This is a genomic window from Candidatus Nitrosotenuis uzonensis (genome assembly GCF_000723185.1).
In the GTDB taxonomy this organism is placed as follows: Archaea; Thermoproteota; Nitrososphaeria; order Nitrososphaerales; family Nitrosopumilaceae; genus Nitrosotenuis; species Nitrosotenuis uzonensis.
In genome coordinates, this window is record NZ_CBTY010000009.1 from 437175 (window position 1) to 450576 (window position 13402).

A 13402-nucleotide genomic window follows, 5' to 3' on the forward strand; every position below is an offset into this window, starting at 1 on the left:
TTCCTCACTTTACCACCAATACTGGGATTGGAGATTTGTGCACTACATAGTGTGACACGCTACCCAAAAACAATTCTCTGACATTACTTCTGCCCCTTGAACCCATCACTATGATACTGGCTTTTCTCTTTTTTGCGTAGGAGATTACCATGAATCCCTCGTTTCCATTGGCCATTTTTTCTTTGAACAGGACCCCGTTTTTGGCACATCTTATTTTTGCTTCCATGAGTACTTTTTTCCCGTTGTCAACGAACATTTTTGCGAGCGCAGATGAGGGTTTTTTGTAGTTTATCGAAAACATAGGTATAACATAGATTCCAAACAAGGTAGTTTGGTTCTGTCTTGCAAGGTATATGGCATAATCAAGAGCGTTTGACGAGGATTTAGAGCCATCAAGTGCAACTACGATATTCTTTATTTTTGTCAATGTGGTTGTTGTTGACCCATATGAATTAAAGATGTTCTTTGATTTTCCCGATTGATTTTCAATCTTGATAATTCGCATACCATCTCAAATACCGAGTGCTGCAGAGTAGTTTATGAGACAAATACCAAATCCCATACTTGTCAAAGATATCATGACAAAATCCCTGATCACTGTAGAATCATCGGCTACTGTTAATGAGGCTGCCAAGATGATGGAGTCAGCAAAGGTCGGTTCTGTTTTGGTAATGGAGCAAAATGTTCCGGTGGGAATAATGACAGATCGGGATTTTGCAATAAAGATAGCAGCTCACGCTTATCCGATTCATACCAAGGTAAAGCAGGTCATGTCATCTCCGCTGGTGCACATCAGACCAGACGATGAGGTTTGGGTTGCCGCAGACCTGATGTATTCTAGAAAGATACGAAGATTACCTGTGCTGGATGAGGATGAGTTATGCGGAATTGTGACTGCGACAGATTTTGTAAGAATGTTTACCGTATGCAATAGGGAAGATACGCGCAAGATGTACTATCATGCCTTGACAAAAATATTTGATGACGCAAATGAGCATGAAATAGCAAGTTTTTAATTTATTTTATCAGGTTTCCAAGCAAGGTACCCACAATGTATGCTGCTGTTGCGGCAATTGCTCCTATCAGTAGTGTCATGGTACCTGATCTGATAAGAGATTTTTTGACAATTTTTCCCTTAATTAATCCTATGAGAAAGAAAGCTCCGCCTGTAAAAACGGTCGAGTAAAGAAAGCTGTTCTGTACAGATAGATGGATTTCTGTCACATAAAGAAAGACGAATGGTATTAGCGGAATCATGCCAATAGATACAAAGCCGACAATAGTGCTTATTGCAGTATCAAGTGGTCTTCTTCCATCTTCGATTAGCCCCAGCTCTTCTTTCATCATGGTATCGATCCAAACTTTTTTTCTTGCGGTTATTACCTTGACTATTTCATCTAGAAGTTCGTTGGCAAATCCCTTTTTTGCATATATATCGCGAATTTCCTGTCTTTCTGTGTCTGCCATGTTGTCGATCTCCCATTCCTCACGTTTTCTTTCCTTTTGAATGAATTCGATACGCGCTTTTGTTGCCTGATAGTTTCCTACAGCCATTGAGAAACCATCTGCTGCAAGATTGGCAAAACCCAGAATCAGGACTATAACTGGCGAAAGCGACGCACCTACAGCACCCGCTACAATTGCAAATGTCGTGACCGAGCCATCAAATGAACCGTAAATGAAATCCTCAAAGTGCCACTTCATAATAATTGCACACGATATCTAATTAAAAAACATCTGGAAAGGCTACAGAAATAAAAAGATGTTACTGGCCCATCATATGGCCTTTTTTGCTAGTATTGCTAGCGCTTGCAATCGCATTGTTCTATCGTTACTGGCCCATCATATGGCCTTTTTTGCTAGTATTGCTAGCGCTTGCAATCGCATTGTTCTATCGTTACTGGCCCATCATATGGCCTTTTTTGCCCATCGTGGTGTTGTTGCCCATCATTTGCATCATCTGTTCCATGTGCTGAGGATCATTTGCCATCATTTGGTGCATTTCTTGCATCATTTGAGGATCTGACATCATCATTTGCATCATCTGTTCCATGTGCTGAGGATCATTTGCCATCATTTGGTGCATTTGTTTTGTATGCTGAGGATCGCTCATCATCATTTGGTGCATTTCTTGCATCATTTGAGGATCTGACATAATTTGGCTTAGCATCTGCTGTCTCTGATTCGGATCTTGCATTATCTGGTGCCATTTTTGCATATCTTGCCCCATCATGTTAGCAGACTGATTAGTTGTACCAAAAATCGCATAGCCTACTCCAATACCTGCAAAAAATACTCCTATTGCAATTCCAATCCAGATTGTTTGTGTTGCCATGCCTAATTGGCAGATTTCTTATATATACAATCGCAAGTCGATTTTCATATCTGATAATTCACTATTCAAATTCTCAGTGATGAGATTTATGGTCAGATCATAAATACAATTTTAGGAATATTTCTTCATGTCATCAATTCAAGCCACATCAGAAGGTATTCCAGTAATAGTTCTAAAGGAAGGCTCAAAGCAATCAAGGGGCAGAGATGCCCAAAAGAACAACATTAACGCAGCAAAGATCATTGCTGAAATTATCGCGTCTAGTCTTGGCCCACGTGGAATGGACAAGATGCTAGTCGATGCCATAGGCGATATAACAATTACAAATGATGGTGCTACAATTCTAAAAGAAATTGATGTTCAACACCCTGCGGCAAAAATGATGGTAGAGGTAGCAAAGGCAACTGACAGCGAGGTTGGAGATGGTACCACGTCTGCCGTGGTAATAGCCGGTGCACTTTTGGAAAAAGCTGAAAGTCTGATAGACAATGATATTCATCCTGTCATAATAGCTGAAGGCTACAAAAAAGCTTCAAGAATGGCAATATCACTTTTATCAGAGATAGCAAAAAAAATCGAGCCTTCAGATACTGCAACGCTGGAAAAGATTGCACGTACTTCGATGCTTACAAAGCTTGTTGCAATAGAAGCAGCAGATCTTGCAAAGATAGTAGTTGATGCTGTATTAGCAGTAATGGAACAAAAGGATGGGATCAACAGAGTGTCAATTGCAAACATCAAGATTGAGAAAAAATCCGGCGGCTCAATTTCAGATAGTCAGTTGATAGGCGGCATAGTGCTAGACAAGGAAGTAGTTAACGACAACATGCCAAAAAGAGTGAAGAATGCAAAAATTGCTTTGATTTCAGCTCCGCTTGAAATAGAAAAAACGGAATTTGATGCCAAAATAAACATCAACTCTCCTAATCAGATAAAATCCTTCATGGAAGAGGAAAATCAGATCTTGAAAGAAATGGTAGACAAAATAAAGAATACAGGAGCAACAGTCGTATTATGTCAGAAAGGAATTGACGATATAGTACAACATTATCTGGCAAAAGCAGGAATTTTGGCAGTTAGACGCATAAAGGAAAGCGATATGATCAAGCTTTCAAAGGCAACAGGAGGTCGGGTCGTTGGCAATGTAAATGATCTTACAGAAAGAGATTTGGGAATAGCACAAAATGTGGAAGAAAAACAAATTGAAGAAGATAATTGGACGTATGTTGAGGGATGTAAGAACCCAAAGGCTGTCACGTTTCTGATTCGTGGCGGTTCGCAAAGGGTAGTTGATGAAGTTGATCGAGCGATCCATGATGCAATTATGGTAGTAAAGGATGTAATTGAAAGACCATATTTTGTCCCAGGAGGAGGTGCTCCAGAGGAATACATTGCAACAAAGCTCAGAGGATGGGCACAATCTCTTTCTGGGCGCGAACAGCTTGCAGTAGAAAAGTTTGCCGAAGCTTTAGAGTCAATTCCACTTGCACTTGCACGCAATGCTGGTATGAATCCAATTGACGCCATAACCCAGCTTAGATCAAGGCATAGCGCAGGTGAGAAATATTTTGGTGTTGATGTGGTAAACGGTAGAATAGGGGACATTGAAAAGATAAACGTTCTTGAACCGATCAAAGTAAAAGAACAGGTCATAAAATCAGCAACTGAGACTGCAAACATGATATTAAGAATAGATAATGTGGTGGCAGTATCAAGGACATCAGCACCTACGGCAGGTCAGGAACCCATGCCCACATCATATTAAAATTGAAAGAAATCATCATCACCAAAGCAAATGGGGAAAATGTAAGATTCGATCCAGGCAAGGTAGAATCAACATGTATGAAGGCAGGCGCAAGTAGAAAAGTTGCAAAAAAGATCGCAAATCAGGTGATTTCCAAGCTGTATGGAGGCATGCCTACAAAAGAGATCTACAGAATTGTGTTAAAGTTATTATCAGAGAATGCAGGCATTGCTGTAAAACAGCGATATCGTCTCAAAGAATCAATCATGAGATTAGGTCCAGCAGGATTTTCCTTTGAGAATTTTGTTGGTAAGGTTCTTGAAAACTATGGATACAAAGTCACTGCAACACGAGCAGGGGTTCCTGGCAAATGCATAGGCCATGAGGTGGACCTGATTTTAGAATCCATACAAGACGGCAAGAGATGGCTTGTAGAATGCAAGTATCATAATTTGGCAGGACAATACACCGGACTCAAAGAGTCATTATACACGCATGCACGATTTCTTGATCTGTCTGAGACCTTTGATCGCGAAATGCTTGCATGTAATACCAAAGTTTCAGATCAAGTAACAATCTATGCAAACTGTATAAATCAGAAGATCTTGTCCTGGCGTTATCCGCCACAAAATGGGCTGGAAAAGCTTGTGGAGAGTAAGAAGTTGTATCCTGTTACAATACTTGGAATAAGCAGGCATGAGTTGGACTTGCTATCACAGCAGAATCTGATGATTGCAAAAGACCTGCTTGATGTAGACATTAGTGATTTTGTGAAAAAGACTGGGATTTCAGCAAAAAGGATACTAGCGCTTCAGAAATTAGTAAACCGAATCATTGTTTGATTAGTAAGAGGCAGGAGTTGCAGATCCCGTTATCCATTCTATTTCCTGATTTGATGCAAGTTTTGCTAGCTTGTCCATGTTTATACGCCCTACTGCGGTCAGGTGATTATGGCGTGCAGATGTCTGGAATCCGAACTTTTGATTAATCTTGTGCAAAAAAGATAGCGTATTGGACTCACTTGACACTCTTATGTCTAATTCTACTTTAGGTTCAACGTCGGGTAATTTCCGTTCAAGATACATTATCTTCATGGCCAAATCCACATCAATTTTGTTCTCAAGCATGCCAGAGAGCCTTTCTTTATACTCATCAAAACTGTCTTCAATTTCTGACATTTTCATTACCGCTTTGAATTATCATACACAGGAGATTTTAGAACATACCCACCACATTTGAACTCAAAGGTATCTGCAATCACGAATTGCGTTTTTCCACTAAATGTTTCATCACCATCATGCAGTGTTGTGATTTTATAATCACTTACCATGCAGTCGGTGTAATCGAGTTCGCGTAAAAGCTCATTACCCCTATACAAATACACCACTACATCAAATTGTGTGTAATCTTTTACCGCGCTCATCTGTGAAAGAGTGGAATCTGTAACATAGTAAAGCATTGGTTTATCATTGCCAACGCCACCGATAAGCTGGAAAACAGGCGTTTCTCTTGGAGGCTGAGATATTTTATAGCCTTCTTTTTGATTAAAGATCTTAAATGATTTTACCACTTCATTGCCTTGACTGAATTTGAATTCAGCGATAATGCTCAAACCACCTACAGTATCTGAAGATATAGGAATATTTTCTGCTTGCGATGATGTCATGCCCTGTGGAATAAATAATAGTATTGATATCAAACAAGTTGAAAAGGCAGACAGTAGTATCGGATTACGCATTTTATGATAATAAGTGAATCATGTAATTAACCACTATGAATGCAATGCAAACATGATTATCAGCTGCAATGCTGCGAATCAAAGATCAGCTTAATTACAATAATCAATCTATTACCGATGCGAGAACGTTATGTCATTTGTCAAATGCCGGCAGGTGCCAGATAACACGTTCTCGCAATCAATGTGATAATGAAAGGTTTGGCTCTATTGCCACATTAAGCAAGTCTTTATCTAGTCGTGCGGAGATGGAACGGATTTTACTTTGATATAAGAATAGTTTTTTTCCATCCTCCCTTAACTGACATTTTGTGCTGAGCAATTTATAATGCTGCAGCGTCTTTAGTTTTCTATATACTGTACTCAAAAGTATGTCTGATTCTGAGCTTATTTGAAATGCGGATTTTGGCCCATCGATAATAGTGTTCAGGACCTTTCTGCAGTATCTGTCAGATAGAATTTCGAGAACAACGTCCGTTTCGTTCTCGTCCAAGCCGGCATTTACCAACATCAGAGAACAAGTTGCTTTCAAAGTATTAAAAAAACAGGATTGCAATGCATTGCAATCCAATTCTTACATGTACAACACACATGTTCGACATTCAATAGATCAACAAATATGAAAAAATCTAATTAAAAATGTCAGCAAAATTATGATAAAATAATAAAAATTTTATAATAATTTTTTTGTTAAAATACATAATTTGCTTATTCGCAAGAATTTGAATCGTCTACTCCATTATATGCGAAAAATAGATCTTGTCAATTATGGCACAAATGCCAGCATTACTCCCAAAAGAAGTTGAGATCCAGAGACTAAAGAAGATCTGGCTCATCGTCATCGCAATGGGATCCACAGCAGCATCAGTGGAAGTAGACAACTTTGTAGACGGCTCTCTACATCAAACCTCTATCAGAGACTCTGCGTTCACTCCAGCACACTGGTGGTTGTACTCACACTTTGTAGCACTACCACTAGGTTGGGGAGCAGTAGCAATCTATGATAGAAAAGTGCCCATATTAAGAGGCCCGAACAACTCGCTGAATACTGGCCTGAAGATGACCATAATAGGTTATCTTGCAACCATGTTCACGATCGGAGTCAACGAGATGTGGCACTTTTGGTTCGTAGAAGAAGTATTTGCAGTTCCAAACCACTGGATGTTCAACATGGGTGTCGTCGTAGCCTTCATTGGAGCTCTAGCATATGTCGTTAGAGTATACGCACGACTGGTCGAACTAGGGGCAGAAACACCAGGTGAGAACCCACATGTTGCTGAAATGTACAAGATGGCCCTAGAAGGCAAACTGTACAGCAGATCCATCCCATAAGCGAAAACCGCTTTTTTATTTTATTTCAAATTCCTAAGGCAATACCTTACGAATGTTTTCTTTCACTCTGTTGGAGGATATGTAAAGTGCTTCAGCTTCGGCCTTTTCCAGATTTACAGTACGAATTTGTTTTATTCCATCTTTATTTACGATTAATGGTACGCCGATACAGACATCGGTCACCCCATATTGCCCTTCAAGCAATACCGATGCAGAAGTTTCTAAATCATGGTTTTTTATTATTGCCTCTGCAACAGCAAATGTGTTTTTCGCTATCCCAAATACAGAATACCAATGAGAATCACGGAGAGATTTCCAATAATTTCGAACATCCGATTTGATCCTATCCATATTTTCTCCTGTCAACAAATCACCTACTTTTTTGCTTCCAAATCTGGCGTTTGAAAAAATTGGCACCATCGAGTCATCATGTTCGCCCATCACAAGTGCTCCAGAGATTTCCGATTGATTTGTTTTTAATTCTCTTGCAAGAATGTATCTGAATCTGCTAGAGTCAAGACTTGATGCTATTCCTAACACATTTTTTGGTGGAAGATCTTCATGTTTTTGCATTACATAAGTGAGCACGTCCACAGGATTTGTTACAACTAGAATTTTGGAATCGGGGGCATGCTGCTTTATCTTAGAGGAGATTTCTCTTATCAATGAGGCGTGTTCATGCAGTAGTTCGGTTCTGCTTACCACATGCATGCTAGCACTTACTGCAATGATTATCACATCGGAGCCCGTAATTTTGGTGTAATCAGAGGTTCCTGTGATTGAAATTGGCGATGTTTGAGGAATTGCGTTTGAAATATCAAGTGCAATACCATACGCTTTTTTCCCATCTCGATTCACGAGTAGAATGTTATCAAGCCCAGAAGATCCGCACAAAAATGCAATTGTGGAGCCAACTCGCCCGCTACCTATAATAGAAATCATAGTGAGGTGACCAAATCCTGTTATTTATTTTGCCTCAATTTTGTCAAGCGGCACTACATATTTGGCAGTGATGGTTCCAAGTAGATGTTTTCCGTTGGAGATATCATAATAATTGTAAGAGGCCTCGTATCTGCTGTTCAGAGTTATTTTGTATGACTGGCCCGGCTCTAGCAATCTTGTGCTTTTTTCAATACCTTCAACGTAAAGCTGATGTGACATTGTGCCATTATTTTTTACAGTAAGAATGTATGTAAAATCCCCAGTCCTCATTATCAAGTCAGGGTTTACTCCGGCATTACCTACAGTTCCCACAACTATCGTTTGGCCATTGACTTCTCTGAATTCCAAGGTTTGGCGGATTTCTTCTGGCCAGAATATATTCATGTGCCTCACATAGCCCATGCTTGCATAACCCATTATTGCAGCTAAAGCTACAAAGCCGCAAGCAAGTCCGATAATTACAAATCTTTTCTCCGAGTTCACAAAAATATGTCGCAATCCATCACATAAAGATACAAGTCAGATTATCACCATTGATACATAATAGAAAGTTCTGGAAGAGAGGAAGTAATTTGGGGAAACTAAAACAGGAATCTCTCTTCCAAGTACATCTATTGCGTTCTTTTCATATTTAATGAAAATCATGATTTTCAGCATTGAAAATCATATAAGGAATTGTTTGAGCTGCTAAAATATGCACAACTTGAGATTACAGTATGGCACGGCTACAAAGACATCTAGGATTATTTCAAACCACCATGTATGGAATAGGACTGATACTTGGAGCAGGAATTTATGCGCTCATAGGCGATGCGGCGGGCGAGGCTGGGAACACGGTATGGATATCATTTTCTCTAGCAGCTATTGCATCTGTTTTTACCGGACTGAGCTATGCTGAGCTTTCATCAATGTATCCAAAGGCTGCTGCAGAATACTCGTTTGTGAAAAACGCATTTGGAAGCAATTTTCCAGCATTCATTGTTGGATGGTTGACACTTTTTGTTGCAATAGTCTCTGCCTCTGCAATCGCACTAGGATTTGGAGGATATTTTTCCAACTTGTTCGGTCCCCCAGTACTTTTTTGTGCGATCTCCGTGATAATCGCACTCTCGTTTGTTAATTTCATCGGAATTAGGGAATCATCATCAATGAACATAATTTTCACACTGATAGAAGCAGCTGGGCTTGGGATGATAATCTGGATAGGAATGACTCTTTTTGTGGATGTATCAATCGACTATTTTGATGCTCCGCAGGGCATATCTGGGATATTTTCTGCCTTCACTTTGGCGTTTTTTGCATACATAGGATTTGAGAACATTGCAAACATTGCAGAAGAAATACGGAATCCAAAGAAGGTATTACCACGTGCAATCATACTTGCAATATCAATAACTGCAATAATCTACATACTTGTATCAGTTTCCGCTATCCGAGTTCTGAGCTGGCAGGAGCTTGACGCATCAATTGCGCCTCTTGCTGATGTTGCAAAAAGAGCGCTTGGGCCGCAGGCCCATATCGCAATAGCTGCAATAGCTCTTTTTGCCACCACAAATACTGTTCTTATCATGCTGGTATCAGGCTCAAGAATACTTTATGGCATATCAAATGACAAGTCACTTCCGTCTATTTTCAGCAGGATTCACAGCAAAAGAAATACACCGTGGGCTGCCGTGCTGGTCATCGGATTTCTCTCAGTTCTGTTCACCCTAGTAGGAGATCTTTCCACGGTTGCAAATATCTCTGTTTTTGGCATAATTATGGTATTCATACTGGTAAATTTCTCCCTGATCTGGCTCAGATTCAAGCAGCCAAATGCAGAAAGGCAATTCAAGGTTCCCCTGTCGGTGAAAAAACTTCCAATCCTGCCAGTTCTTGGCATAATTACTCCTGTATTTGGCGCAGTTCAGTTTGAACCGTACATAATAATGATGGGAATGGTGGTAGTTGTGTTAGGTATGTTGTTTTATTTTGCATACAGTAAACTGACAAAAGAAAGGAACCGATTTTAAATTCGCCTATCTTCAAACCCGATCAAATCTAATTTCAAAAGATTTTTAATTAATTTGGAGATGCCTGAGCGGTAGGGGAGAAATTGAACAGACAGTACAGTCCATTGGATGTGTGCAAGCACGTCATGAGCCTTGATGAATCCATGAGGTTCGTAGGCAGGATAAAGGACAAAAAAGTGATTGCGTTTGCAAGACATCCTGCAAAAAAGCCGCTTTTAGATACGGAGCTTGGCAATCTTGCACATTACGTAGCGTCCGTAAAGGCGGAAATGGAGGAGATGTTCGATGGTCCACTTGGAAAGACAAATTGGATGATTACCGCAAAGGAAAAGGTAAAGCTTATCACATTGTTTTTGGACGACGGCCTGCTGATATTTTCAATCGACGTTCATGGTGACCATGACCAGATAATCAAGAAGATTCAGAGTTTGAACATGCCGCTCTAGACGACAGGTTTTAAAATCAGACATAGTCTTTCAGAGAAATCCTGTCAGCCTTTGGAATTTTGGCAATCTCAAATCCTTCTTTTCTCTTTGAAAGTGGTCTTGTGGCATCAATTCCAAGTTTTGCGGTAAGCAGATTTTTTTGATCACTTGACGGATCAAGGCTTGAACCACGCACCTTTTTTATGATTGTAAGATCCTTGTCTGCTTGGAATCTTGTAGCCATAGCATATTCTACTGCTACGGGGTCTGACGGGTCTATGTCCTCATCTACTACTGTGACCATCTTTAGTGATCGATGAGCTGCAAATGTCTTCTCTATTGCCTTTTTTCCATCCGCATCATTTGTTTTCGATATTTGAACTACAGCATGAAGCCAATTACATCCGCCATCAGACATTATGACTTTTTTTGCCTTGGAAAATGATTTTTTGACGTCGCGATTGAGTTTTGATTCTATCGGCATGCCCATAAGCAACCGATGCTCCGAATACCCAGACAGAATGTCATGAAATATTGCGTTGTTTCTAAAGTACAGATTTTCAAGCTCAAATACAGGTTGGGCTCTTGCAAAATCATACGTTCTTAGCATCTCTACCATCCATTCCTTGTGGGTCTTATCGGCCAGTATTCTTCCTTCCATGACTATTTCCGTGCCCGATGGCACCATACGTCCAGAATATGGTAGTTTTGTGAGTGTGAGCTTTCCTCCAAGCAGTGAATTTGCAATGCCCATCTCATCCTCACCCCATTCTGCCTGATATGCACCGGCAATTGAAACCGCAGGATGTACACCCACTGTTATTGCAACTCTGAGATCTTCGCCGTGCTCTTTTGCATCAATAAAGGAACGATGTAGATGGCGGCCCTCAACCATGCGAACCGAGAAGTGCGTCCTATCTATTGGCATAAGTCTGTGAAACGACGAGTTTTGAGTCTTTTTTTCCGGGTTTTGCACATAGATTATCGATGATGTGATAAACGGTCCGGACTCTTTTTCAAAATGTGTCACTATAGGTAGAACTGAGATATCTTTTGAGCGATTTTCAAAAAACTTGCCGTCAGATATGACTCTGGGCTTTTTTGCCATTTTTATTGCAGATGTCACCTTTTGATGTATTGATGATTCTTTTGTGCCTATCGAGGCCGCAAACCTTGTACGGGTTCCAACAAGATTTGCAACTAGTCTGAGCCTGCTTTCCTTAATGTTCTCAAATAATATGGCGTTTGCACCATCCACTTGCGCAGTCAGTGCCGCAATCTCGTATTTTGTCGATACTCTTTTTTTTATAACATAAAGCTGATTGAGTTTTTTTGTGCTTTCGATGAACGCGCGAATATCCGTCATTCTCTTACTGCCTCCGTTATCTTCTCAATTAGAACCTTGCCTGCGCTTGAGCCTAGCTCCTTCTGTACAGAAAGCGAAACTATGCATATCCCCCTGAACTCGGATGCAATCTTTTGCGAGACCAGTTTGAGAAAGACCGCATCATCTCTGATAGGTATTATTGTCGAAGAGCTTGGTGATGGACCTGTACCTATTGACATTATGGTGGCGCCAAGCTTTTTGGAGCCTTCAAAAATAGAAATGAAAAAACCGTTGTCGTACTTTTCAATGGAAACATCGAATTTCCGATCTTCTGATACCACAGTTATTGTCCTGTGGCCAGTACTTGACATCTGCTTTGGTAAGATTTTAAGCCTTTATTGCTATTGCTTCTGCTTCCTGGGCCTCTTGTTCGACTCGGGCACGTAGCTTGGCTTTGTACTTGAGATTTCGTGGTTTTGTTCTCAGTCTGTAACCGCAGCATGGGCACCAAAGTCCCTCCCATTTGATGAAGATTTCGCAAATCTGGCATCGTCTCTGACCTGAAGCGTAACGTCCAGTACCTACTGGCTTTTGTGCCTTGTATCTGGAACAGATTCCCTTACACGTCATATTTTATCACTTTGTAATATGATATAGGAATCGCAAATATTTAAGGATGGATCTATATTTTTTGTATAATTTTTTAGAAAATCTTACAAAAATTTTGTCCAAATATGGTGATCAGCTTGATCAATTTGACAAAAAATCGTAGAGTTGTATAAATATCTAACGTTTTTTTTACGAACAACATTTTTGTGATTTACGCACGATATTTTGCTAAATTTAGCTTTTTTCCTGCCCCGATTACCCTGTTCTCGATAGAGGAAGCACAAAATGTCGATAACCTTGTCTCTGTGTTATGAATTTGGCGGACATCATGTCTCGCTCTCCACGCTTGTTATAGTTTTTTATCTTCTTTGTGGTCTTGCGCTCATCTACAAACTCTAGCTCAAAGTGCGAGCAGAATTTCAGATTCAGCAGTGTCGTTATCTGTTTTGCCACCTGCATGTTTCCGTTGCCTATTTTGACGATCTTTCTTTCTGCCTTCAAACCACCTAGTATTTTGGCCACATGATCAGCAAGCTCTTCTGTAGATGTATACAGGCCACGCTCTATTTCCTTGCCCAAGTATATCACCGAGATGCCGATTCTCATCCCAGGATCTATGCCTATTACCAGATCTGAAGGATTGAGCCCGGAATCTAGCTTTTCTATTATTATTCCCTGAATGACAGTAGGATCTTCCTTTAGTATCTCTTGGTACAGGATTGGGCGTGATGCCGATTTTGGGGATTCGGCCTCCGTGGTAAGTATGATATTTCCTGAATATCCATCAATTTCTTCTGGAATTATGGAATCGTACTCTAGTTTTAGAAATTTGAGCGCTTTTACAAACTGAAAGTATGACTTGCCGTCAGTGGTGGCAACTCCGATGCGGCAGTTTTCTAGTGTGCTGATACCTTTCATTACTGTTTTTCGAATTTAAGGGT

General features: G+C 40.2%; 18 protein-coding genes. 6 read left to right on the forward strand and 12 right to left on the reverse strand.

Annotated features, from left to right (window positions below):
• Window positions 1-4: 4 nt before the first annotated feature.
• Entirely contained in the window at window positions 5-427 is a 423-nt protein-coding gene (locus NITUZ_RS07800; protein ID WP_048197080.1) for a universal stress protein, read from the reverse strand.
• Between the two features lie 112 nt (window positions 428-539).
• Here NITUZ_RS07800 and NITUZ_RS07805 point away from each other — a divergent pair, with 112 nt between their 5' ends.
• Window positions 540-1016: a CBS domain-containing protein gene (locus tag NITUZ_RS07805; RefSeq protein ID WP_048196783.1), complete on the forward strand. Its 477-nt coding sequence runs from the start codon at window positions 540-542 to the stop codon at window positions 1014-1016.
• A 1-nt stretch (window position 1017) separates the two neighbouring features.
• Here NITUZ_RS07805 and NITUZ_RS07810 read toward each other — a convergent pair whose 3' ends face one another.
• Both NITUZ_RS07810 and NITUZ_RS07815 read right to left on the reverse strand, forming a co-directional pair.
• Window positions 1018-1704 (reverse strand): VIT1/CCC1 transporter family protein, encoded by a 687-nt coding sequence (locus NITUZ_RS07810; RefSeq protein WP_048196785.1) that lies wholly within the window; start codon window positions 1702-1704, stop codon window positions 1018-1020.
• A gap of 193 nt (window positions 1705-1897) precedes the next feature.
• A complete protein-coding gene (locus NITUZ_RS07815) occupies window positions 1898-2335 on the reverse strand; it encodes a hypothetical protein (RefSeq protein WP_048196788.1) in 438 nt (145 codons plus the stop codon).
• Between the two features lie 127 nt (window positions 2336-2462).
• Here NITUZ_RS07815 and thsB point away from each other — a divergent pair, with 127 nt between their 5' ends.
• Window positions 2463-4100 (forward strand): thermosome subunit beta, encoded by a 1638-nt coding sequence (gene thsB, locus NITUZ_RS07820; protein ID WP_048196790.1) that lies wholly within the window; start codon window positions 2463-2465, stop codon window positions 4098-4100.
• A 2-nt stretch (window positions 4101-4102) separates the two neighbouring features.
• Window positions 4103-4921, forward strand: a complete 819-nt coding sequence (locus NITUZ_RS07825; RefSeq protein ID WP_155991494.1) for an ATP cone domain-containing protein — start codon at window positions 4103-4105, stop codon at window positions 4919-4921.
• Here NITUZ_RS07825 and NITUZ_RS07830 read toward each other — a convergent pair whose 3' ends face one another.
• The 3 genes from NITUZ_RS07830 to NITUZ_RS07840 form a co-directional block, all read right to left on the reverse strand.
• The gene (locus tag NITUZ_RS07830) at window positions 4922-5257 is read right to left on the reverse strand and encodes a hypothetical protein (RefSeq protein WP_155991497.1); all 336 of its coding nucleotides are present in this window, start codon (window positions 5255-5257) and stop codon (window positions 4922-4924) included.
• 5 nt (window positions 5258-5262) lie between these two features.
• On the reverse strand, window positions 5263-5745 hold the full coding sequence (locus NITUZ_RS07835; RefSeq protein ID WP_048196793.1) for a hypothetical protein: 483 nt from the start codon (window positions 5743-5745) through the stop codon (window positions 5263-5265).
• Window positions 5746-5995: 250 nt separating this feature from the next.
• Entirely contained in the window at window positions 5996-6307 is a 312-nt protein-coding gene (locus tag NITUZ_RS07840) for an ArsR family transcriptional regulator (protein ID WP_239654860.1), read from the reverse strand.
• Between the two features lie 275 nt (window positions 6308-6582).
• Here NITUZ_RS07840 and NITUZ_RS07845 point away from each other — a divergent pair, with 275 nt between their 5' ends.
• Window positions 6583-7146, forward strand: coding sequence for a methane monooxygenase/ammonia monooxygenase subunit C (locus NITUZ_RS07845; protein ID WP_048196796.1), 564 nt, complete (start codon window positions 6583-6585; stop codon window positions 7144-7146).
• 33 nt (window positions 7147-7179) lie between these two features.
• Here NITUZ_RS07845 and NITUZ_RS07850 read toward each other — a convergent pair whose 3' ends face one another.
• Together NITUZ_RS07850 and NITUZ_RS07855 are read right to left on the reverse strand one after the other, a co-directional pair.
• The gene (locus tag NITUZ_RS07850) at window positions 7180-8088 is read right to left on the reverse strand and encodes a malate dehydrogenase (protein WP_048196799.1); all 909 of its coding nucleotides are present in this window, start codon (window positions 8086-8088) and stop codon (window positions 7180-7182) included.
• Between the two features lie 24 nt (window positions 8089-8112).
• Window positions 8113-8571: a hypothetical protein gene (locus NITUZ_RS07855; RefSeq protein ID WP_048196801.1), complete on the reverse strand. Its 459-nt coding sequence runs from the start codon at window positions 8569-8571 to the stop codon at window positions 8113-8115.
• A gap of 233 nt (window positions 8572-8804) precedes the next feature.
• Here NITUZ_RS07855 and NITUZ_RS07860 point away from each other — a divergent pair, with 233 nt between their 5' ends.
• Both NITUZ_RS07860 and NITUZ_RS07865 read left to right on the forward strand, forming a co-directional pair.
• A complete protein-coding gene (locus NITUZ_RS07860; RefSeq protein ID WP_048196803.1) occupies window positions 8805-10100 on the forward strand; it encodes an APC family permease in 1296 nt (431 codons plus the stop codon).
• Window positions 10101-10183: 83 nt separating this feature from the next.
• Window positions 10184-10546, forward strand: a complete 363-nt coding sequence (locus NITUZ_RS07865) for a hypothetical protein (RefSeq protein WP_052370134.1) — start codon at window positions 10184-10186, stop codon at window positions 10544-10546.
• 16 nt (window positions 10547-10562) lie between these two features.
• Here NITUZ_RS07865 and NITUZ_RS07870 read toward each other — a convergent pair whose 3' ends face one another.
• The 4 genes from NITUZ_RS07870 to NITUZ_RS07885 form a co-directional block, all read right to left on the reverse strand.
• Window positions 10563-11891, reverse strand: a complete 1329-nt coding sequence (locus tag NITUZ_RS07870; RefSeq protein ID WP_048196804.1) for a UbiD family decarboxylase — start codon at window positions 11889-11891, stop codon at window positions 10563-10565.
• On the reverse strand, window positions 11888-12223 hold the full coding sequence (locus tag NITUZ_RS07875) for a hypothetical protein (protein WP_048196805.1): 336 nt from the start codon (window positions 12221-12223) through the stop codon (window positions 11888-11890). Before NITUZ_RS07875 ends, NITUZ_RS07870 begins: the two co-directional genes overlap by 4 nt.
• A 16-nt stretch (window positions 12224-12239) precedes the next feature.
• Window positions 12240-12482, reverse strand: a complete 243-nt coding sequence (locus NITUZ_RS07880) for a hypothetical protein (RefSeq protein WP_048196808.1) — start codon at window positions 12480-12482, stop codon at window positions 12240-12242.
• Between the two features lie 234 nt (window positions 12483-12716).
• The gene (locus NITUZ_RS07885) at window positions 12717-13379 is read right to left on the reverse strand and encodes a RuvC family protein (RefSeq protein WP_244443847.1); all 663 of its coding nucleotides are present in this window, start codon (window positions 13377-13379) and stop codon (window positions 12717-12719) included.
• Window positions 13380-13402: the final 23 nt, after the last annotated feature.

What these genes read in the sequence shown, in the direction of transcription:
- NITUZ_RS07885 (WP_244443847.1), bottom strand. Translation starts at nt 13,379, where the DNA reads ATGAAAGGTATCAGCACACTAGAAAACTGCCGCATCGGAGTTGCCACC.
- NITUZ_RS07850 (WP_048196799.1), bottom strand. Translation starts at nt 8,088, where the DNA reads ATGATTTCTATTATAGGTAGCGGGCGAGTTGGCTCCACAATTGCATTT.
- thsB (WP_048196790.1), top strand. Translation starts at nt 2,463, where the DNA reads ATGTCATCAATTCAAGCCACATCAGAAGGTATTCCAGTAATAGTTCTA.
- NITUZ_RS07875 (WP_048196805.1), bottom strand. Translation starts at nt 12,223, where the DNA reads ATGTCAAGTACTGGCCACAGGACAATAACTGTGGTATCAGAAGATCGG.
- NITUZ_RS07860 (WP_048196803.1), top strand. Translation starts at nt 8,805, where the DNA reads ATGGCACGGCTACAAAGACATCTAGGATTATTTCAAACCACCATGTAT.
- NITUZ_RS07835 (WP_048196793.1), bottom strand. Translation starts at nt 5,745, where the DNA reads ATGACATCATCGCAAGCAGAAAATATTCCTATATCTTCAGATACTGTA.
- NITUZ_RS07815 (WP_048196788.1), bottom strand. Translation starts at nt 2,335, where the DNA reads ATGGCAACACAAACAATCTGGATTGGAATTGCAATAGGAGTATTTTTT.
- NITUZ_RS07870 (WP_048196804.1), bottom strand. Translation starts at nt 11,891, where the DNA reads ATGACGGATATTCGCGCGTTCATCGAAAGCACAAAAAAACTCAATCAG.
- NITUZ_RS07845 (WP_048196796.1), top strand. Translation starts at nt 6,583, where the DNA reads ATGGCACAAATGCCAGCATTACTCCCAAAAGAAGTTGAGATCCAGAGA.
- NITUZ_RS07810 (WP_048196785.1), bottom strand. Translation starts at nt 1,704, where the DNA reads ATGAAGTGGCACTTTGAGGATTTCATTTACGGTTCATTTGATGGCTCG.
- NITUZ_RS07830 (WP_155991497.1), bottom strand. Translation starts at nt 5,257, where the DNA reads ATGTCAGAAATTGAAGACAGTTTTGATGAGTATAAAGAAAGGCTCTCT.
- NITUZ_RS07880 (WP_048196808.1), bottom strand. Translation starts at nt 12,482, where the DNA reads ATGACGTGTAAGGGAATCTGTTCCAGATACAAGGCACAAAAGCCAGTA.
- NITUZ_RS07805 (WP_048196783.1), top strand. Translation starts at nt 540, where the DNA reads ATGAGACAAATACCAAATCCCATACTTGTCAAAGATATCATGACAAAA.